This window comes from Streptomyces sp. NPDC021115 (assembly GCF_044333065.1).
GTDB lineage: Bacteria > Actinomycetota > Actinomycetes > Streptomycetales > Streptomycetaceae > Streptomyces.
This window is the reverse complement of sequence record NZ_JBIRQF010000005.1, coordinates 515,031-534,250: the sequence shown is the minus strand read 5'-3', so window position 1 is coordinate 534,250 and position 19,220 is coordinate 515,031. Positions and strand designations below refer to the sequence as shown.

The window sequence follows — 19,220 nt, the reverse complement described above, 5'->3', positions numbered from 1 at the left end:
CGCCGAACGATCCGGAGCGGTAGGGTCCGCCGGTTCCGCACCCTCAGGCCGTGTTCCCGCTCCCCTGGGCCGCCTGGGCGCGCAGCTCCCACACCTCCCCCAGGGCCATCTGCGCCGATCCCTCGGCCGGGGAGCCCGCCGTGGTCTCGAAGTGATCGACGTAGGCGCCGATGAACTCCTGCCAGCGGTGGTTGACCGGGTCCTCGTCCAGCGCCGCCATCGCCGCGGCGAAGTCCTCGCAGTCCACGAGGTGGAAGAGGTGGCGCCCGCTGCGCCAGATCCGCCAGTTGGTGATCCCGGCCCGCCCCAGCGACTCCAGCAGGTCCGCCGGAACGGTGGCGTGCTCCCGTTCGTAGCCCGATTCCTGGCCCTCCTTGAGGACCGAGTGCAGCGCCACGCGCATCGGTGTCTCCCTTCATCCACTCTCGTCACGGCATATGCCCGCAGCCACTCTGCCCTCTCCGGCCCCCGCCGCCAACGGTCCGGCGTGTTCGTCTCCTGTCCCGTCGTGCGCTGGAAGGGGGCGCCGCGATCTACGATGCCTCGCGGAGCCGTACCCGCCGCCGACCACCACGGAAGGACCCCGACGCCATGGCAGACACCCCCGTGCGCGACCGTTCCACGCTCTTGGTTCTCAACGGGCCGAACCTGAATCTGCTCGGCCGGCGCCAGCCGGAGATCTACGGCACCGACAGCCTGGCCGACATCGAGAAGCTGGTCGCGGAGACGGCCGCCCGGCACGGGCTCACCACCGACTGCCGGCAGAGCAACCACGAGGGTCAGCTGATCGACTGGATCCAGGAGGCCAGGGAGCGGCACGCGGCCGTCATCATCAACCCGGCCGGTTACTCCCACACGTCGGTGGCCCTCCGCGACGCGCTGGCGACCTGCGACGACATGCCGATCCTGGAGGTGCACATCTCCAACATCCACCAGCGCGAGCCGTTCCGGCAGCACTCCTATGTCTCCGCGCTCGCCAGCGGTGTGATCGCCGGTTGCGGCATCCAGGGCTACGCCTTCGCGGTGGAGCGGGCCGCCACGCTGCTCGCGGCCCTGAAGAAGTAGGGCCCGAAGTAAGGCACGAAGACCTGAGGGCCGGGCCCCGGCCCCTCAGGCCCGGATGACGCGGACACCGGCCTCGGTGTACGGGGCGATGGCCTCCTCGGTGGCGCCGGTGTCCGTGACCAGCACCCCGATCTCCTCCAGCGCGCAGATCCGGGCGAACGCCCGGTGGCCCAGCTTGGAACTGTCGGCCGCCACGACCACCCGGGCGGCGCGGCGGGCCATGAGGTGGTTGATGCTGGCCTCGCCCTCGTGGTGGGCGGCGGCGCCCCGCTCGGGGTCCAGCGCGTCCACGCCGATGACGGCCAGATCGAGGGAGACCTCGGCCAGCACCCCGGTGGCCAGCGGCCCCATCAGCTCGAACGACTGGGGGCGGGCCACCCCGCCGGTGAGCACGATCTTGATGTGCGGGCGCACCGCCAGCTCATGGGCGATGTTCAGGGCGTTCGTCACGACGGTGACGGCAGGTCCGCCGCCCTCGGCGGCGGAGGGGCCGGACAGTTCCCCGCGGGTGGCGATGGCCCGGGCGACTTCGGTGGTGGTCGTCCCGCCGTTGAGGCCGACGACCGCACCGGGTTCGACCATGCGGGCGACGGCGGCGGCGATCCGCTGCTTCTCCGAGGCGCGCCGGGCGGTCTTGTAGCGCAGCGGCAGGTCGTACGACATGTGGTGGGCGACCGCGCCGCCGCGGGTGCGGGTGAGCATCTGCTGCTGCGCGAGTTCGTCCAGGTCCCGCCGGATGGTGGCGGCGGACACCGCCAGCTCGGCGGCGGCCTCCTCGACCTCGACCTTGCCGTCCCTGGCCAGCAGTTCCAGCAGGGCGTTCCAGCGCTCGGGCCGTTTCACGCCGTCTCCTCGACCCCCGTCGTACCGTCGCGGCTCACCCTACCCCGGGTGTCCGCACTCTGGACTTCGCTGCAATATCGTGCGCATTATCGGACTGTACGAAGCATCTTCGAGCATCCGCACCCATCGGACTGGGGAGCTCCATGAGCCATACCGAGAGCGAGATCGCGAGCCAGCCCGACTGCTGGCGGCGCGCCATCGAACTGGCCCGGGACCCGGACGGGCCGGTGCGCGAGGCGCTGCCCCGGACGGGTGAGCGGGTCGCCGTCGTCGGCTGCGGCACGTCGTGGTTCATCGCTCAGGCGTACGCGGCGCTGCGCGAGGCCAGGGGGGAGGGCGAGACGGACGCGTTCCCGGCATCGGAGATGCCGACCGGGCGCGCCTACGACCGGGTGCTCGCACTGTCCCGGTCGGGGACCACGACCGAGGTGCTGTCGCTGCTCGGCCGGATATCGGGCGGGGTGCCCACCACCGTCATCACCGCGGTCCCCGACTCCCCGGTCACCGGTCTGGCCGACGCGGCGATCGTGCTCGACTTCGCGGATGAGCGGTCGGTCGTGCAGACCCGCTGGGCGACCAGTGAACTAGCCCTGCTGCGTGCTCACTTGGGCCACAACGTGGACAGCCTCGTCGAGGACGGTGCGGCGGCGCTCGCCGCGCCGCTGCCCGACGGGCTCGCGGAGGCGGGCCAGTTCACGTTCCTGGGGCGCGGCTGGACGTACGGCATCGCGCTGGAGGCCGCGCTCAAGATGCGCGAGGCCGCGGGCGCGTGGACCGAGGCGTATCCGGTGATGGAGTACCGGCACGGGCCGATCAGCGTCACCGGGCCGCGCAGCGTGGTGTGGTGGCTCGGCGAGGGCCCGTCCGGGCTGGCGGAGAAGGAGGTCACCGGGCCTGGTGGCCGTCTCGTCGGGTACGGCCGCGATCCGCTGGCCGAACTGGTGCTGGTGCAGCGGCTCGCGGTGGCGATCGCAGAGGCTCGCGGCCTCGACCCCGACCGGCCCCGGAACCTCACCCGCTCGGTGATCCTCGGTTGAGCGCGCGGGGCGAGGGAAGGGAGGCGGGCCATGCCACTGGTGGCCACCGCTGAGATCGTCGGGCCCGCCGTACGGGGCGGGCTCGGCGCGGGTGCGTTCAATGTGATCCAGATCGAGCACGCCCAGGCGATCGTGGCCGGGGCGGAGGCGGCCGGGGCTCCGGTGATCCTCCAGATCAGCGAGAACGCGGTGCGGTATCACGGCGCCCTGACCGCGATCGGCCGGGCCACCGTCGAGGTCGCCCGTGGCGCGCGGGTCCCGGTCGCGGTGCATCTGGACCATGCCACCGGACCCGGGCTGGTGCGGGAGGCGCTCGGGCTCGGCTTCGGGTCCGTGATGTTCGACGCCTCGGCACGCGACTACGACGGCAATGTGGCCGCCACCGCGGCGGTGGCCGCGGACTGCCACGCCGCCGGGGTGTGGGTCGAGGCGGAACTGGGCGAGGTCGGCGGCAAGGACGGGGTGCACGCGCCCGGCGCCCGGACCGATCCGGCCGAGGCCGCCGCCTATGTCGCGGCGACGGGCGTGGACGCGCTCGCGGTCGCGGTGGGCACCTCGCACGCCATGGTGGTCAAGGAGGCGGTGGTGGACCTGGAGTTGATCGCGGCGCTGCGCGCGGCCGTGCCCGTGCCGCTGGTGCTGCACGGCTCCTCCGGGGTGCCCGAGGCGGATCTGACCCGGGCGGTCGCGGCGGGCCTGACGAAGGTGAACATCGCCACGCACCTGAACGTGGCCTACACCCGGGCGATCCGCGACCATCTCGCCGACCATCCCGAGGTGGTCGACCCGCGCCGCTATGTCGCGGCGGCGCGGGACGCGGTGGCGCGCGAGGTGACCCGGCTGCTGGCCCTGGTGCGCGCCGTGCCGCGCTGAGCCCGCCCGCCGCACTGAGCCCGTACGCCCGCATCGGCACCGTGCGTCCGCGCCGGGACCACGTGCGCCCACTGTTGACATGCTCCCCTCAGCTCGCCACCATGCGGTGGAGGTTAGGAAAGGTTCCTAACAGAGGGGTGTCCCATGCGCACACGACTCGCGTTCGTACTGGCCGGCGCCGGGCTGCTGGCCGGTTCCCTCACCGCGGGCGCCCAGGCCACCACCCGGGGCCCCGCACCCGCCCCCGGGGCCGCTTCGGTCAAGGAAGGCTCCGTCACGGCGGCGCAGTTACTCGACAAGGTCAAGAACTGTTCGCAGATATCCAGCGGCAAGTACCGCACCGACGACGAGACGTCGGCCACCGTGCCGGTCTGTGACGCGGGCGGCGCGGTGTTCTGGAAGGCGGACATGGACGTCGACTGCGACGGCCAGGTGACCTCCAAGTGCAACGAGGACACCGACCCGTGGTTCCAGGACGACACGGCCTTCCACCAGTCGAACGGAAAGCCCCTGATCGCCGACAAGCTGCCCTATGTGGTGGTGCCCAGCAAGAGCTCCACCTGGGACTACTCCAAGTCCGGCATCAAGGGCGGCGGCGTGGTCGCCGTCATCTACAACAACAAGGTCGAGTACGCGGTGGTCGGCGACACCGGCCCGACCAAGATCATCGGCGAGGCGTCCTACGCCACGGCCAACGCGCTCGGCATCGACCCCGACCCGGAGACGGGCGGCGCGGAGTCGGGCGTGACGTACATCCTGTTCAAGAACTCCTCCGTGTCCCCCATCGAGAACCACGACAAGGCGGTCTCGGTCGGCGACGGCCTCGCCAAGCAGTTCGTCCAGGGCAACTGACGCCCCGTCCCGGCCCGCAGTGCCCGCGGCCGCCGGACCCGCTCCCGGGCCCGGCGGCCGCGGGCGTCACGGAATGGCCTCCAGCAGCGGCAGCATCCGGCCCGGGATGGAGCCCGAGGGGGCGGCGCCGATGCGCCGCGCGCCCATGGCCAGGTAGAACGGCTCGGCATACGGATCGGCGTCGATGGTGAGCCGGGTGAAGCCGAGGCGGCCCGCCGTCCGCAGCACATGCCCGTACAGCAGCCGCCCCACACCGAGGCCGATCGCGGGCGGGTCGACGAACAGCATGCCCACCCACCCCTGCGGGGCGGTGCCCTCCAGGGTGGCGAACCCCAGCACCCGCCCGTCCTCCTCGGCGACCGTGGTCCGGCGCGCCGTCAGCTCGCCCTCGCGCATCGTCAGTTCCGCCCGGCAAGCGGTCAGGAACTCCTCGTCGTACCCCCAGTGGCCCTTCGACCGCAGCGCCAGCTCGGTCAGCGCCCCGGCCTCCTCCTCTCGCCCGGCTCTCAGCCGTCGTGTCGTCATGCGCCGATCGTGGCACCGGCTCCCCCACGGGGTCATCGCCCGGTGGGGCGATGACTTTCCCCGGCGCCGACGGTCCTTATCTGTTGAGCGCGCGTGCCCCGCGCGGCCCACAACTGGAGGTGGACGTTGGCCGGTCCCGAGCCCGAGAGCCCGCCCGCGCTTCCCCCGGCCGTCCTGGTCCTCGACCGGCCGCCGGAGACCCGCGCCGAGGTGGAGCGGCTGTGCGAATGGCTGCGCGAGCTGGCGCTCCACAGCGCGCCCGGCCCCGTCACCGTCGACGTGGGCGCGGCGCGCCGGCCGGGCCTGGCCATGGTCGAGGCCCTGGCCAGGCTGCGGCTGACCGCCCGCCGCCTGGGACGGGAGATGAAGCTGGCGAACACCGGCGGCGAGCTGGCCGCGATACTCGCCCGGGCGGGGCTGGAGGAGGTGCTGACCGCGCCCGCGACGTTACGGATCGAGCCGGGCTGGGAGGCCGAACAGGGGGAACAGCCGCTCGGTGTCCAGGAAGGAGTTGAGCCCGGTGATCCGCCCGGCTGATATCTCCAGGACCTGGAGCGCCCAGGGCTCATGGGCGCCGCCCGACTCGCCCGGCCGGTACTGGCCGAAGGCGGGCGCCCCGTTCGCCACGGTAGGGACCAGCCGGGAGCCGCGGCAGCCGATGCCGTGCCCCAGCAGCCAGGTGCGGATGTCGTCGTGGCCGCGCAGCCACAGCTCGTACGGCGGCATGGACAAGGTGGCGTCCTCGTGGAGGAGCGAGGTGAGGGAGTCCAGGTCGTAGCGCTCGAAGGCGTCCACGTAGCGGGCGAGCAGCGCGCGCTGCTCCTCATCCAGCGGCTTGACCGGGTCGGTGTCGCTGATGTCGCTCGCGGCCAGGGTGGCCCGGGCACGCTGGAGCGCGCTGTTGACCGAAGCGACCGTGGTGTCCAGCAGCTCGGCGACCTCGGCGGCCTTCCAGGCCAGCACCTCCCGCAGGATGAGCACCGCGCGCTGGCGCGGGGCCAGGTGCTGGAGGGCGGCCACGAACGCCAGCCGCACCGCGTCCCGCTGGGCGGCGACCTCGGCGGGGTCGCCGCCGTCGGCCAGCACCTGCCCGTCGGGCACGGGGCCGACCCAGGTGACCTCGGGCTGCATGGTGAGGGTGGCGGGGGTCGCCGAGGAGGCGGCGGTGAGGTCCATCGGGCGGGCCCGGCGCTTGCTCCCGTTCAGCATGTCCAGACAGACGTTGGTGGCGATGCGGTACAGCCACGAGCGCAGCGCCGACCGGCCCTCGAAGCGGTCCAGGCCCCGCCAGGCGCGGACCATCGTCTCCTGCACGGCGTCCTCCGCCTCGAACGCCGAGCCCAGCATCCGGTAGCAGTAGCCGGTGAGCTGGACCCGGTACGGCTCCAGCTGGAGCTCGACACCGGCCGTGCCGTCCACTGCCGCGACATCACTCATCGACGCACCTCGATCGTTCTGCTTCTGCGGACTCCCATGGGAGGAAAGCTAGCGCGCGGCACCGACAAAGTCCCTGACCTGCGCAATCCGGCGAAATCGGGTCAGCCGACCGGCCGGGCGCGGACCATCGAGGCATGCACCTGGTGCCCGCCGCTGGCGATCATCCGCACCTCGGCGCGGTCGCTGATCTCGGCGCGCACGATGCCGGTGTCGTCCGCGTAGACGGGGTGTCCGCCGGGGCCGCTGGAGTCCGTGCGGTGCACCATCACGACGTCCTCGGCCTCCGACTCCGGGGCGACCGGATCGGCGAATATCAGCTCATACCTGTCTCGTCGCGACATCATGCCCTCCTCCCGCACGACTCCACCCCCTCGCCTCAAACCTGGACAATCAACACTATCGAACAGACGCGTCACCGCAAGGGGGTGCTCTTCAAGACTCCGGGGCGACCGCGCCGCGCGCCAGCGGCGTCATGGCCGACCCGATGACGGTGGCCGCGGCGATGGAGCCGAGGGTGATCCCCCAGGCGAGCGGGCCGAGCGGGGTGCAGTCGAAGAACTGGCTGACGCCCGGCGTCTGGATGATGCCCGCGAGCACCGCGGCCGAGCCGAGCCCGGCGACCAGCACGTGCCGGTCCAGGCCCCCGGTGGCCAGGGTCTGCGCCAGCTGCGTACCGACCAGGGCGACGAGCGCCACCGTGCCGGCCCGGCGTTTGCGGCCGGTGAGCCGCGCGCCCGTCCACGCGACGCCCGCACCGGCGGCCGTGATGATGCCGCGCAGCATCATCTCCCGGTTCAGCGCGGTGCCCAGGGAGCGGCTGGGGCCCTCCTTGAGCAGCCGCTCGCCGGTGTGCCCGGTCGGTTCGCGCACCGCGATGGCGAGCGCGGGCGCGAGGTCGGTCAGCAGGTTGACGAGCATGATCTGCCGGGCGGTGAGCGGGGTGCTGCCCGCGATCGCGGAGGCGAGCACGCTGAAGGTGACCTCGCCGAGGTTGCCGCCGATGAGGATGGCGAGCGCGGCCCGGACCGAGGCCCACATCGCCCGCCCCTCCATCAGGGCCGACACGATCGTCTCCAGCCGGTCGTCGCCGACGACGAGATCAGCGGCGGCGGTCGCGGCGGGGGTGCCGCGCCGTCCCAGGGCGATCCCGATGTCCGCGAGCCGGATCGCGGGGGCGTCGTTGGCGCCGTCGCCGGTCATCGCCACCACCCGGCCCAGGCGCTGGTACGCCTGCACGATGCGGACCTTGTGGTGCGGGCTGCACCGGGCGATGACGTCCACGGTGGGCAGCAGCTCGTCCAGCTCGGCGTCGTCCATCTCGTCCAGCTCCGGCCCGGTGCGCACCTTCAGCTCGGTGGCCGCGATGACGGTGGCCGCGATGGACTCGGCGGTGGCCGGGTGGTCGCCGGTGAGCATCACGGTGTGCACGCCCGCCTCCCGCAGCCGCGCGGTGGCGGGAGCGGCGCTGGTGCGCACCGGGTCGGCCAGCGCGACGAACCCGCGGAAGACCAGGTCCCGTACGGAGTCGTCGGTGAGCTGCTCCCCGGCCCGCATGGAACGTTCGGCCACGGCCAGGACCCGGCGCCCGGCCCCGGCCAGTTCCTCGGCGGCCGCGGTCAGTTCGGCGATCTCGCCGTCGTCCAGGGCGGTGCTCGCCGCCGCGCCGGGCGGCTGCCTGCGGACGCAGCGCTCCAGCACGCTCTCCGGGGCGCCCTTCACGCTCAGCAGGGTGCCGCGCGCGGTGGCCCCGGCGGTGGCGTGATAGGCACGGGAGGGCTCGAAGGGCAGCGCGTCGGTGCGCCGCCAGCGCGGTGCCCCGCGGCGCACCGCGACCCCGGCGCGGCGCGCCCCGGCCATGACCGCGCGGTCGGTCTGGTGCGCCATGGGCTCGGCCTGACGGGCGGGCGGGGTGGCCCGCAGGGCCGCCGCGAGCACGTCCTTGCGCGGGGTGTCGAGCCGGTCGACGAGCTGCGGGCCGCCGCCGTCGCTGACCGCCGCGAGCTGGAGGGTGCCCTCGGTGAGGGTGCCGGTCTTGTCGAAGCACAGCACGTCGGCGCGGCCGAGCGCCTCGATGGTGCGCGGGTTGCGAACCAGGGCGCCGAGATCGGCCAGCCGCCGGGCGGCGGCGAGTTGTGCCGCGTTGACGAGGAACGGCAGCCCTTCGGGTACGGAGGCGACGGCGAGGTTGACCGCCGAGGCCAGGTTCTCGCTGAGCGGGAGGCCGTGCAACAGCCCGGCCGCGGACACGGCGGCGGCCGAGCCCAGCGCGATGGGGACGCTGGAGCGGGTGAGCGAGGTGAGCCGCGCCTCGACACCGGTCACGGGTGCGGCGCGGCGGGCGGTGGCCAGGCTGCGGCCCACCTCGGTGGACGGCCCGGTGGCGACGACGACGGCCTGGGCGCGCCCGGCGGAGACGGTGGTGCCCTCGTAGAGCATCGAGCGGCGCTGGGTGAGGTGCGCGGCGACCACGGGCGCCGGGTTCTTGGCCACCGGCAGGGACTCGCCGGTCAGCGAGGACTCGTCGACCTCCAGCCCGTCGGCCTCCAGCACCCGGCAGTCGGCCGGGACCACGTCCTCCGGGCCCAGCGCGATGATGTCCCCGAGGACCAGGTCCCCGGCGGTGACCAGGCGTTCCGTACCGCCGCGGCGTACCCGGGCGCCGACCGCGGACCGGGCGAACAGCTCGGCGAGCGCCCGCTCGGTCCTGACCCGCTGGAAGCCGCCGACGAGCGCCGAGGTGGCGGTGATGGCCGCGACCAGCGCGGCGTCGGTGCGCGACCCCACGGCGGCGGCGAGCGCGGCCCCGGCGGCGAGGACCGGGGTGAGCGGGTTGGCCAGCTCCTCGATGAACGCCGCCGGGAGGCTGGTGCCGGTCGGCTCTCCGGTGCGGGTGGGTGCCTTGCCCGCCCGGGTGGCGGCCTGCTCCGGGGTCAGCCCCTGTTCGGCGTCGGCCGACAGGCGCTCCAGCACCCGGGGTACGGGCATCAGATGCCAGGGGGTGGTGGTCACCGGGGGCACCAGCGGACGGGACAGCAGCTGCCGGGCGCGCCAGTTGCCGAGGCCGAACGCCATGGCCCCGGCGGTGGTTCCGGCCGCCGCGCCGCGCGCGGTGGCCTGCGCCCGGGGGGCCTTGAGTGCGGCGACCGCGCCGATGCCGCTGCCACCGGCCGACAGCAGGGCGCTCTCCCGGTCCACCTGGGCGGCCACGCCGACCGCGTCCACGATGATCCCGGCCGAGTCCAGGTCGGCGCCGACGAGCAGATGGGCGCCCCAGGCGGGGGGCTCGCCCTCGCGGTGGATGCCGACTCCGCAGTCGGAGGCGCCCAGGGCCCGGCGGTTCCCGGACAGCAGCATGACGACCGCGCCGTCGGCCTGGAGGGCGCGTACGGAGGCCACCAGGCGGCGGCCCGCCGGTACCACCGCGTCGGCGAAGGTGAAGGCCGTCGGGGGCGGGCGGTCGATGGCCAGGACGATGCGGGCGCCCGCCCGGCGGGCGGCCGCCGCCACCGCCTCGGCGCCGGGGACGGCCTGGGCGGCGAGCCCGGCGACCGCCTGGAGCCGGTGTCCCCTGGCCAGGCCGAGGGTCCGCTCGCTGCCCTTGCGGCGCAGCCTGGCCGCGGTGTGGCGGCCGGTGCGGCCGGTCAGCTCCAGCTGGTCCAGCGGCCCCAGCACCCATCCGTCGTCGCGCCGGACCGCCAAGGGCTCGTCCGGGTCGAAGAGGTCGAAGAGGCGTTCCGCGACCTGCTCGGGGTCGGCGCCGCCGAGGAGTTCCAGGTCGACGGGTTCGTAGCGGTCGCCGCGCAGCGCCGCCTCGTCGAGCACCACGGTGTCGACCTGGCCCAGCCGCCGCAGGGCGCTGCGGTCCATGGCCAGGACGCCGCGCACGGCCAGGAACCGGCCGAGGCTGGTGGCGAATCCCTCCCGCCCGGCGCCGGGCGCCTTCGGTATGGACGAGAACGCGACGGCCAGCCCGCGGCGCGGTCCGGCGAACGGGGCGGCGAGGACACCGGCGACCGCTCCGGCGGCCATGGACCGCTCCGCGAACCGCTCCATGCTGTCCCTGGGGGTGGGTCCTGGCCGCTCCACCACGATGGGCTCCGCGGCCACGTCCTGGGGTCCGTGCACCAGATGCGGCTCCATCGCCGCCCATGCCTCGCCCTCGGCACCGGCCTCCCGCCACAGGGCCACGCGCTGGGCGAGGTCGAGGACGAGCCCGCCGCCGCGCGTGGCCACGCCCTGGGTCAGCGCGCTCAGCACGGGCAAGGTCGCCTCGGTGGACTCCCCGCGGGTGACGGCCAGGGCCAGCCTGCGCAGCCGGGGGTGGTTCTGGATCGCGGACAGGGCCGCGCTCGCCTCGGTCGGGAGCCTGAGCCACGGGACCAGCCGCAGCGCGGTGGCGACGCTCAGGCCCAGGACGTCCGCGGCGACCACGGCCAGCGACTGGGCCTCCCGCGGCCCGCCCGAGGGGTGGCGTGGTTCCGGGGCCCATTCGTCGAACTCCTCGGTGGGCACGGCGGGACCGCGGGTCTCCGCGCGCTCGATCAGGGCGACCAGTTCCACCAGGCGCGGGGGCGGTTTCGTGACGGCGACGACGACCCGCTCGGAGGGCGCGTTGACCCGGGCCCACAGCACGCCCCGATGTCCTTCGAGGGCCTGTTCCACCCGGGCCGCCACCTGCTCCCCGCCGATGCCGTGCACGCCGTGCACCTCGATGTAGTAGCGGCCCGGGTACGACCACACCCCGCGGCGGGGCGGGTGGACCAGCCGGTTGACCGCGCCGACGGCGTCCCGTACCCGGGTGGCCACGGTGTGGGTGAGCGGTTCCAGCCCCGGGGGGCTCAACAGGTGCAGCCCAGGCAGCGTCGTCATCGGTGAGACCTCCGTGGTTCCCGCGGTTTTCGCGTGGAGCGGCCCGTCCGGTTGATTCCGATTACCCTGAAATAGGAAGAAGATTCCGAAACATCAATCATGGGTGGACGTGAGACCAGTGACCACTCCCACCAGCTCGCGCAAGCGCGGCACCTCCACGACGGCACGGTCGTCGGCACGAAGCACCGGCAAGTCGGCCCGGGGCCAGGCCACATCGAAGGCCCGGGCTCCGTCGAAGACCGCGGCGAAGACCACGGCCGCGTCCAAGTCCGCGCCATCGGGGAAGACGAAGACGGCCAAGAGCACACAGAGGTCGAAGACGGCCAAGGCGGCGAAGTCGGCGAAGCCCGCCTCCCAGAAGGGTGACCACCGGATCACCGTCACGGTCCCCAGCCTCGGCCACATGGCACAGGCGACGGGGCTGGACCGCGCCGCGAGCGCGACCCATCTCGACCGCATGAACGGCGACCGCATCGGCCGCGCGGCGAAGAGCGCCGCGAACATGGCGCTGATGCCGATCGCGGCGGCCCGCCGGGTGCTGCCCGCCAAGGGCGGACTCCCGCTGTACGCGGGGCTCGGAGTACTGGGCGCCGCCGAGGTCATCGAGTGGCCGGTGGCCGTGGGCGTCGGCGTCGGCTACGCGGTGCTGCGGCGCGGCGGGGTCATGACGCCGCCGGCCAAGACCCGCCGGGTCTGAAACAGATCCCGAACACCGCCTGAACGGACGCGGCCGACCGGCCCCCCGGACGGTGACCTCACGCAGGCCACCCCGGGGCGGCCGGTGGCGCGCGGACGCGACGCGCCCCCGCGGCGCGTGCCCGGGGACGGGGCATGGGAGAGACTGGGGAATCACCCAGACGTCATGATGCGCGCCCGATGCCCGCTTTTCGCGATCAGCAGCCCCTTTGACCGCTTCTTCAGGTCAGACGGGCAAGAAACGGGCAGAAGTTGGCCACAAACGGGCTGCGGCAAGCAGTCGAAACGTTGGTATATACCATGAAGCGCATCTAACACCCGTCACTGGAGCCGTCGGACGACACGGTTCCGGCGCCGGTCCGGTGGCTGGTGGCAGGGCCGCGACCTCAGCTTTTGCCGGATCACGCACGACCATGCCGTTGTTGAGACAACAGAAAGCGGTGCTCTCCATGGCTCACCCCCACACCACTCAAGCCGCCCGCCGCGTGCCCGGACAGACATCATCGGGCTTACCGCATGACCGGAACCGGGCCCGCGCCGTGACCGGACGCCACGCCACCGGCATGGCCACCCTCGCCCCGGACCTCCAAGTCCTCGCCGGGGACGAGGACTTCTTCCGGCACTTCGGCGGAACCTCGGCCGAGCTGTGCGGCCGCAACCTCTTCGAACTGCTCGACCCCAGCGCCCCCGCCGTCCTGCGGGAGCACTTCCTGCGGCTGCACGACGGCCGCCGCACCCGCTTCACCGAGCGTGTGGTCGGCTACCGCTCGGGAGGCCGGGTGTTCTCGGGCGAGTTGACCGGTACGGCCATCCAGGGCGCGTCCGACGGGCTGTCGGCCATCGTCGTCCTGGTCAAGCCCGACGACGAGAAGGCCGAGGACGACGCGAGCGCGCAGCGCAGAAACCTGTTGTCGCCGCTGGAGGCTCAGATACTCGAGGGGGTGGCCACGGGCGCCTCGACCGTGCAGATGGCCGCCAAGCTCTATCTCAGCCGCCAGGGCGTCGAATACCACGTGGGATCGATGCTGCGGAAGATGAAGGCGCCCAACCGTGCGGCGCTGGTCTCGCGCGCGTACGCGGCGGGCATGCTGACCGTCGGCACCTGGCCCGCCCGGGTCCGCCCGGACTTCGTCAAATGACCCCTCTCGAAATGGCCCCTCTCATCAAGGAACCGCCGGATCAGGAGCGTTCCGGCTGACAGTGCGGGCACCAGGTGCTGGTCCGCCCGGCGATCTTCCCGCGGCGCAACGGGCGGCCGCAGCGCGGGCAGTGCGGGTCGGGGTCGTCGCGGTGGCCGGTCAGCCAGGACGGCCGCGGCGGCACCTGGCCCGCCCGCACCGAGGTGCGCAGCACCCCGCGCAGTGCGGTGTGCAGCCGCCGCCGCTCGTCGGGGCCCAGGTCGCTCGTCCGGCTCTTCGGATGGACCCGGGCCCGCCACAGGATCTCGTCGCCGAGCAGATTGCCGAGCCCGGCCACGACGGACTGGTCGGTCAGCGTGGCCTTGACCCGGCCGCGCCGCCCCTCCAGCGCGCTGTCCAGCTCGGCCCGGCCCAGCGACAGCGCGTCCGGGCCCTGCTCGCCGAGGATGCGGTCGACGTCGGCGTCGGTGGCGGCGAGCCACAGCCCCCGCAGCTTGCGCTGGTCGTGGTAGCGGAGCTGATGGCCGTCGTCGAGGGTGAGGAAGACACGGCCGAACCGCTCGGGCGGGTCGTCCTCCGAGCGGCACACCAGTCCCCCGGTCATGCCGAAGTGCAGGATCAGTGTCGGGCCCCCGGCCGGGGCGAGCAGCCACTTGCCGTGGCGGCGCGGGGCGCCGAACCGGCGGCCCTCAAGATCGCGCTTCAGCCGCTGCGCGGTGACCCCGCGCAGCACCCCCGGATCGGCCACCTCGACGCGCTCGATACGGCGCCCCCGCGCGCAGGAGGCCAGCGTGCGGCGGAAGCCCTCGACGTCCGGCAGCTCGGGCATGTCGCCAGATTACGCCGGGCCGTGGCGGACGGCCCGGGGAGAAGAAAAGCCGCGGTAGACCAAAATTTTGCATGAGTCGGATAAAGTACCTGGTTATGCGATTCATCCGCTCCGGACCGGGGGCGAGCGGTCGCAACCAGACGCTTTTCGCGATCGCGCGGTGCCTGCCGTTCCTGGTCATGGCGGCGGTCGTCACCATCGAGCTGACGCCCGCGCATGTGCTCTACACCGGCCCCCTGCTCACCCCGGCCCCTGCGCTGGCCGCGGTGACGATGGGACCGGTCGGCACCGGGGGCGTGGTGGCGCTCGCCGCGGGGATCAGCGCGCTCACCGCCACCCACAACCACGCGTGGGGCACCCAGCAGGTGTACGCGAATCTGCTGGCGCTGCTCGTGGTGTCCGTGGCGAGCGTGGCGAGCAGCGCGATCCGGGAGCGCAGGGACCGGGAGCTGAGCCAGGTCCGCAAGATCGCCGAAGTCTCGCAGAACGTGGTGCTGCGGCCGCTGCCCGCCCGCATGGGCGGGGTGCGCACCGCCAGCGTGTACATGGCGGCCGAGCGCGGGGCGCAGATCGGCGGCGATCTGTACGAGGCGGTGGGCACCCGCTACGGAGTGCGGCTGATCGTCGGGGACGTGCGCGGCAAGGGGCTGGCCGCGGTGCGGTCCGCCGCGGCGATCCTGGGCGCCTTCCGGGAGGCGGTGCACTACGAACACGATCTGATCGAGGTGATGCAGCGGTGTTCGGCGGCGCTGGGCCGCGAATACGAGTTGCTGGACCGGTCCCGGCTCCAGGACTGGGACGAGCGGGCCGAGCAGTTCGTCACCGTCCTGCTGGCCCAGGTGGTGCCCGACACCTCCATGATCCAGCTGATCAACCGGGGCCACCCTCCGCCGCTGGTGCTGCACGACCGCAAGGCGCGCACGCTGGGCCCGGAGCGGCCGCTGCCGCCGCTCGGCCTGGACGAGTTCCTGACCCCGCCCCCGATCGGCGTCGAGACCTTCCCGTTCGTCGTCGGCGACCGGCTGCTGCTGCACACCGACGGGGTGCTGGAGGCGCGTAACCACTGCAATGAGTTCTTCCCGCTGCCGCGGACCATGGAGACCGTGGAGGGCGCCACCCCGACCGAATACCTGGACCGGCTGCGCCACGCCCTGATCCACCACGCCGAGGGGCGGCTGGCCGACGACGCGGCGATGATCCTCGTCGAGCGGGCGACGGGCGCCGAGCCGGGGTGGCGCTCCACGCCCCCCTGAGGGGCCGCCCCCGTAGGAGGCCGACGGCGGCCGCGTACGCCCCTGTGGCGCCCTCGGGGCCCGCTACGGCACCGGGGCGCCGAACTCCTCCAGCGCGGCCGACACGATCGCCTCCAGCCGCGCGTGGTGGGCGCCGCGCCAGTAGACGCGCTCGCAGGCGGCGCAGCGGGCGAACACCTCGTACGTGCTCCGCGTCCCCTGCTCCAGCCGCGCGCGGACCGTGTCCTTGTCGGCGTCCTCCAGCGGGCCGTTGCATGCCGTGCAACGGGTCCACGGGGCGAGGGACGGGGTGAAACGGCCCAGGACGTCCCGCAGTTGCTCGTCCGGCCGGTCGCTGTAGACATACGCCCCGGCCCACAGCTCGCGCCGCCGCAGCAGGCCCCGGTCGCGGGAGAGGAGCACCCGGCGCTGGGCCGCAGAGCGGGCGGCGAGCGCGGGGTCGCCGATGTCCTCGCTCTCGTACGCCGCGTCGACGCCGAGCAGCCGGAGGCGGCGCGCGAGGGTGCCCAGATGGACGTCGAGCAGGAAGCGCAGCGGCGCGCCGGGAACCCGCTGGGGACGCGCGACCGGGCGCACCTCGACGGACTCCCCCGGCCCCGGCACATGCGAGACCGCGGCCTCCCGGCCGTCGACGAGCAGACGGCCGACCTCGGTGAGCGGGACGCCGAACGACTCCACCACATGGCCGAGGGTGGACGCGCCGTCGGTGATGACGGCCGTGCTGCCCAGGCGCCGCTCGGGCGAGGCGAAAAGGCGCAGTTCGGGGGCGAGGCTCAGCTGGATCTCCGGTCCGTTCACACCGCCAGCATGCCAGGGGTGACCGGCCCCGGGCGACGAGGTTTCGCGGAGGGGCCGGTCGCTTCACGGGAGGGCCGGGCCAGGAGTCAGCCGCCGCCGGAACGCTCCAGGTGGCGTCGCCTGCGGCGCCACGTCACCAGCCGCAGATACTCCTCGTGCAGCAACCGGCCGACGAGCGCGCCGCCGAACACCACGAAGCCGACGCCGACCAGCCAGGACTGGACGACCAGCACGGTGCCGATCGCGCCGTAGGACACCGCGCTGGAGGCGATCAGCGGCGAGAACACCAGCCGCGAGAAGATCCGCAGCCCCCACAGCCCGACCCCGGTGGCCAGGGCGCCCGGCAGCAGGGCGCCCCAGCTGATCCGCCCGCCGAGCAGCACCCGCTGCGACCACCAGAAGAACAGCACCGTGCCCACGACGGCGACGACCAGCCGGGTGGGGCCGGGGCCGAGGTGGGACGAGAGCAGGAGGTAGCCGATGAGCACGACGAGCCACACCAGATGGCGCCACACGGTGTGCCAGCGGCCCGGGGGCAGCTCCCACACCTTCTCGTAGCCGGTCTGCACCGCCCCGCCGAAGGTCAGACCGAAGAGGGCCAGCGTGGCCAGACCGAACGCGGTGGTGGTCTCCAGCGACCGCCTCGGCGGGGCGAACAGCCTCAGGACCTCGTCCCGTGAGGTGGCGGACACCCCGAGCGCCTCGGTCAGCCACTGGGCGAAGCCGTGCCGGTTCACCGGATCGGCCGCCGCGACCACGATCAGCAACGGCACCAGCGTGAGAAAACCGAGCGCGGCGAACCCCAAGGCCCGGTGCATCAGCTCGAATTCGCTGCCCCGGCGCCATCCCCGCCCGGCCGGGGACCGGTGGAACGTGCGGTGCAGCCGCCGGAACCGCGAGCGGTGGTGGGGGGAGTCGGGGGACTGCTCGGACATGCCACTCCCACTCCCCCCGCCGCCGGTTCATGCGATATGCCCCAGTAAGTCGCGCATCGTCCAGCGTACCCGCGTCAGCTCCGCAGCGCCTCGCCGGTGTCGGCGTCGAGGACGCTCACCCGCACCGCGGGCTCCGCCGCGGCGTCGCGGCTCGCCGCCGCGTCCAGCGCGAAGAGCACCACCACCGGTCGGGCGGTGCCGCCGCGGGCGTGAACCCCGGCGTACTGGAGGATGCGCCAGCCGCCCTCGTCCCAGTGGTCCAGCAGCGCCGACCGCACCAGGGGCGCGGTGGTCTGCCAGGCGAGTGAGCGTTCCAGCAGTTCGACGGTCGCGGCCACCGGGACCCGCGCCACGGCTCCGGCGCTGTTTCCGGCCAGTGGGTGTCCGGTGAGGCGGAGGCGGAGCCCGCGCCACGCCGTACGCCACCGACGGTCGAGGGACCACAGTCCGGCCACCGCCGCGAGGGCGCAGCACCCGGCGGCGGCCGGGTGGCGCGGCGCCGTGACCCACCAGGGGTGCCCGGCCAGCGCCACGGCCACACCGCCCGCCGCCACCACGGCGGCCCGGGCGAAGGCCCCGGCCCCCACCGGCCCGTCCTCCCGCGCCGTACAGCCGCACGACGCCCCGGGCGCGGACGCCCGGGCGTACCCGAGATAGCCGAGGAAGCCCGCGCCGAGCGCGGCGGCCGCCCCGCCCGCCGCCACCGACGGCGGCAGCGCCAACAGCGCCGCGCACAGGAGGAGTTCGAGGGCGCCGAGGGCGCGCAGGGCGAGCGCCGCGCGGCCGCCGCCGCGCAGCAGCCGGGCCAGCGCGGTCCGGTGCGCCAGCCGGGCCGTGCCACGGCCGAAGAGCTTGCCCGCACCGGCCGCGCCCAGCACCCCGGCGAGCGCCGGCGCGGCGAGATCGAGGGCGGTGGCGACGAGGGCGGCGGCGCTCATCGGCGGTGTCCCGCACCCGGCCCGACCGCCACCCGGACGATGTCCACCGAGTCGTCGGACGGCCGCCACGCGCCCAGGACTTGGGCGCCCTGCCCGATGCGCAGCCCGGAGAGGTCGGCGGTGGGCGCGCCGCCGGAGTACGAGGCGCTGGAGGTCTCCGGGAGGAGGTTGCCGACGATCTCGTGGTGTCCGTGCGCGAGGTGCAGCCGGGTCTTCTCGATGCCGCGGATGGTGGTGTGGAGGTTCACGATGTTCACCCACACCGCGTCGGCGGCGACCGTGCCGTCGGGCATCGGGACGCCGCGCGCGTAGAGCCCGTCGCCGGTCTCGATCGACGCGGCGGTGGTGGCCCGTACCTTCCAGACGCTGGTGGCGCCTGTGACCCGGACCCGGGTGTGGTCGCCGTAGGAGCCCGCCACGTCCAGCACTCCGCCGTCGACGGAGGTGATCCGCCCCTCCACGAAGGCGGCGGCGGGCACCGCGGGGTCCAGCGGACGGCGCAGCGGCGCGGCGAACACGGCGTCGGCGTCCACGGCGCCCAGCGCGGTCGCACCGATGACGCCCGTCCCGACGACGGTGGCGCCGCGCAGCGCGGCGGCGGTGAGGAAGCGGCGGCGGTCGAGGGGGCCGGACGTCCGGTACGCGCTCATGTCCCGGCCTCACTCGTAGAGGGAGACCGGCAGGATGCCGGAGCTGAGGCTGCCGATGGCGGAGAACGCGGCAGGGGTCAGGTCGATGACGCGGTTGCTGCGGCAGACGCCGTCGCAGCAGGCGGACTCGCCGCAGAAACTGCGGGTGCGGGGGCCGCAGTCGCTGACGGTGACGCAGACGGACGCGCCGGAGCACAGGTGGCGCACCTTGATGGCCGAGCCGCAGCCGCGCCGCGGCAGCTTCTCGCCGCACAGGTCGGGCCGGGTGATGTCCCAGCACGCCTTGGACGCGTGGGGCCAGGCGGCCTGGAGGGCGCTGGACCTGCACGTACCGCAGGCGCCGCCGCCCGCGGCGGCACACGGGCCCCAGGCGTTGCCACAGCAGAACCAGGTGGCTTCGCCGTTCCCGAGGCTGGTCGATCCGCACGCCATGCGGCCATTTTGCGGGTGCCCTGCGGGGCCCACCAGCCGACAGGGTCCG

Annotated in this window: 21 protein-coding genes; 8 read left to right on the top strand and 13 right to left on the bottom strand. The window is 74.0% G+C overall.

Features of this window, described 5'->3' with window-relative positions; translation table 11 throughout:
- Positions 1-43: 43 nt before the first annotated feature.
- Positions 44-403 (bottom strand): L-rhamnose mutarotase, encoded by a 360-nt coding sequence (locus ACH4TL_RS19950; protein WP_398315831.1) that lies wholly within the window; start codon positions 401-403, stop codon positions 44-46.
- 188 nt (positions 404-591) lie between these two features.
- Here ACH4TL_RS19950 and aroQ point away from each other — a divergent pair, with 188 nt between their 5' ends.
- Positions 592-1,065, top strand: coding sequence for a type II 3-dehydroquinate dehydratase (gene aroQ, locus ACH4TL_RS19945; RefSeq protein ID WP_398315829.1), 474 nt, complete (start codon positions 592-594; stop codon positions 1,063-1,065).
- A gap of 45 nt (positions 1,066-1,110) precedes the next feature.
- Here the strand turns inward: aroQ and ACH4TL_RS19940 are convergent, their stop codons facing one another.
- Positions 1,111-1,908 (bottom strand): DeoR/GlpR family DNA-binding transcription regulator, encoded by a 798-nt coding sequence (locus tag ACH4TL_RS19940; protein ID WP_398315827.1) that lies wholly within the window; start codon positions 1,906-1,908, stop codon positions 1,111-1,113.
- A 143-nt stretch (positions 1,909-2,051) separates the two neighbouring features.
- On the opposite strand from ACH4TL_RS19940, the gene ACH4TL_RS19935 reads away from it, so the two are divergent.
- The 3 genes from ACH4TL_RS19935 (at position 2,052) to ACH4TL_RS19925 (ending at position 4,670) form a co-directional block, all read left to right on the top strand.
- Positions 2,052-2,945 carry an SIS domain-containing protein gene (locus ACH4TL_RS19935; protein ID WP_398315825.1) on the top strand — a complete coding sequence of 298 codons (894 nt, stop codon included), beginning with the start codon at positions 2,052-2,054 and terminating at the stop codon, positions 2,943-2,945.
- Between the two features lie 30 nt (positions 2,946-2,975).
- Positions 2,976-3,818 (top strand): ketose-bisphosphate aldolase, encoded by an 843-nt coding sequence (locus tag ACH4TL_RS19930; protein ID WP_398315823.1) that lies wholly within the window; start codon positions 2,976-2,978, stop codon positions 3,816-3,818.
- A gap of 144 nt (positions 3,819-3,962) precedes the next feature.
- Positions 3,963-4,670, top strand: coding sequence for a glycoside hydrolase family 75 protein (locus ACH4TL_RS19925; protein ID WP_398315821.1), 708 nt, complete (start codon positions 3,963-3,965; stop codon positions 4,668-4,670).
- Positions 4,671-4,736: 66 nt separating this feature from the next.
- Here ACH4TL_RS19925 and ACH4TL_RS19920 read toward each other — a convergent pair whose 3' ends face one another.
- Entirely contained in the window at positions 4,737-5,195 is a 459-nt protein-coding gene (locus ACH4TL_RS19920) for a GNAT family N-acetyltransferase (protein WP_398315819.1), read from the bottom strand.
- Between the two features lie 126 nt (positions 5,196-5,321).
- Here ACH4TL_RS19920 and ACH4TL_RS19915 point away from each other — a divergent pair, with 126 nt between their 5' ends.
- A complete protein-coding gene (locus ACH4TL_RS19915; protein ID WP_398315817.1) occupies positions 5,322-5,732 on the top strand; it encodes an STAS domain-containing protein in 411 nt (136 codons plus the stop codon).
- On the opposite strand, the gene ACH4TL_RS19910 is transcribed toward ACH4TL_RS19915, so the two are convergent.
- The 4 genes from ACH4TL_RS19910 to ACH4TL_RS19895 all read right to left on the bottom strand — a co-directional run bounded on the left by ACH4TL_RS19910 (position 5,643) and on the right by ACH4TL_RS19895 (position 11,885).
- On the bottom strand, positions 5,643-6,632 hold the full coding sequence (locus ACH4TL_RS19910; protein ID WP_398315815.1) for a sigma-70 family RNA polymerase sigma factor: 990 nt from the start codon (positions 6,630-6,632) through the stop codon (positions 5,643-5,645). The genes ACH4TL_RS19915 and ACH4TL_RS19910 overlap by 90 nt on opposite strands.
- A 101-nt stretch (positions 6,633-6,733) precedes the next feature.
- On the bottom strand, positions 6,734-6,973 hold the full coding sequence (locus ACH4TL_RS19905) for a DUF6296 family protein (protein ID WP_398316061.1): 240 nt from the start codon (positions 6,971-6,973) through the stop codon (positions 6,734-6,736).
- Positions 6,974-7,064: 91 nt separating this feature from the next.
- Positions 7,065-11,501 carry an HAD-IC family P-type ATPase gene (locus ACH4TL_RS19900; RefSeq protein ID WP_398315813.1) on the bottom strand — a complete coding sequence of 1,479 codons (4,437 nt, stop codon included), beginning with the start codon at positions 11,499-11,501 and terminating at the stop codon, positions 7,065-7,067.
- Between the two features lie 93 nt (positions 11,502-11,594).
- Positions 11,595-11,885: a hypothetical protein gene (locus ACH4TL_RS19895; RefSeq protein ID WP_398315811.1), complete on the bottom strand. Its 291-nt coding sequence runs from the start codon at positions 11,883-11,885 to the stop codon at positions 11,595-11,597.
- A gap of 19 nt (positions 11,886-11,904) precedes the next feature.
- Between ACH4TL_RS19895 and ACH4TL_RS19890 the strand changes: the two genes are divergently transcribed.
- Entirely contained in the window at positions 11,905-12,198 is a 294-nt protein-coding gene (locus tag ACH4TL_RS19890; RefSeq protein ID WP_398315809.1) for a hypothetical protein, read from the top strand.
- A 538-nt stretch (positions 12,199-12,736) separates the two neighbouring features.
- Entirely contained in the window at positions 12,737-13,336 is a 600-nt protein-coding gene (locus tag ACH4TL_RS19885) for a LuxR C-terminal-related transcriptional regulator (protein WP_398315807.1), read from the top strand.
- Between the two features lie 40 nt (positions 13,337-13,376).
- Here the strand turns inward: ACH4TL_RS19885 and ACH4TL_RS19880 are convergent, their stop codons facing one another.
- Positions 13,377-14,165, bottom strand: coding sequence for an Fpg/Nei family DNA glycosylase (locus tag ACH4TL_RS19880; protein WP_398315805.1), 789 nt, complete (start codon positions 14,163-14,165; stop codon positions 13,377-13,379).
- A 95-nt stretch (positions 14,166-14,260) separates the two neighbouring features.
- On the opposite strand from ACH4TL_RS19880, the gene ACH4TL_RS19875 reads away from it, so the two are divergent.
- Positions 14,261-15,418, top strand: a complete 1,158-nt coding sequence (locus ACH4TL_RS19875) for a PP2C family protein-serine/threonine phosphatase (protein WP_398315803.1) — start codon at positions 14,261-14,263, stop codon at positions 15,416-15,418.
- A gap of 63 nt (positions 15,419-15,481) precedes the next feature.
- Here ACH4TL_RS19875 and ACH4TL_RS19870 read toward each other — a convergent pair whose 3' ends face one another.
- The 5 genes from ACH4TL_RS19870 to ACH4TL_RS19850 form a co-directional block, all read right to left on the bottom strand.
- The gene (locus ACH4TL_RS19870; RefSeq protein ID WP_398315801.1) at positions 15,482-16,216 is read right to left on the bottom strand and encodes a Mut7-C RNAse domain-containing protein; all 735 of its coding nucleotides are present in this window, start codon (positions 16,214-16,216) and stop codon (positions 15,482-15,484) included.
- A gap of 86 nt (positions 16,217-16,302) precedes the next feature.
- Positions 16,303-17,151 carry a ribonuclease BN gene (locus tag ACH4TL_RS19865; RefSeq protein WP_398315799.1) on the bottom strand — a complete coding sequence of 283 codons (849 nt, stop codon included), beginning with the start codon at positions 17,149-17,151 and terminating at the stop codon, positions 16,303-16,305.
- 74 nt (positions 17,152-17,225) lie between these two features.
- The gene (locus ACH4TL_RS19860; RefSeq protein WP_398315797.1) at positions 17,226-18,089 is read right to left on the bottom strand and encodes a MauE/DoxX family redox-associated membrane protein; all 864 of its coding nucleotides are present in this window, start codon (positions 18,087-18,089) and stop codon (positions 17,226-17,228) included.
- A complete protein-coding gene (locus ACH4TL_RS19855; protein ID WP_398315795.1) occupies positions 18,086-18,739 on the bottom strand; it encodes a cell wall protein in 654 nt (217 codons plus the stop codon). Before ACH4TL_RS19855 ends, ACH4TL_RS19860 begins: the two co-directional genes overlap by 4 nt.
- Before the next feature lie 9 nt (positions 18,740-18,748).
- Complete coding sequence (locus ACH4TL_RS19850; RefSeq protein ID WP_398315793.1) at positions 18,749-19,171, bottom strand: septal ring lytic transglycosylase RlpA family protein; 423 nt, start codon at positions 19,169-19,171, stop codon at positions 18,749-18,751.
- Positions 19,172-19,220: the final 49 nt, after the last annotated feature.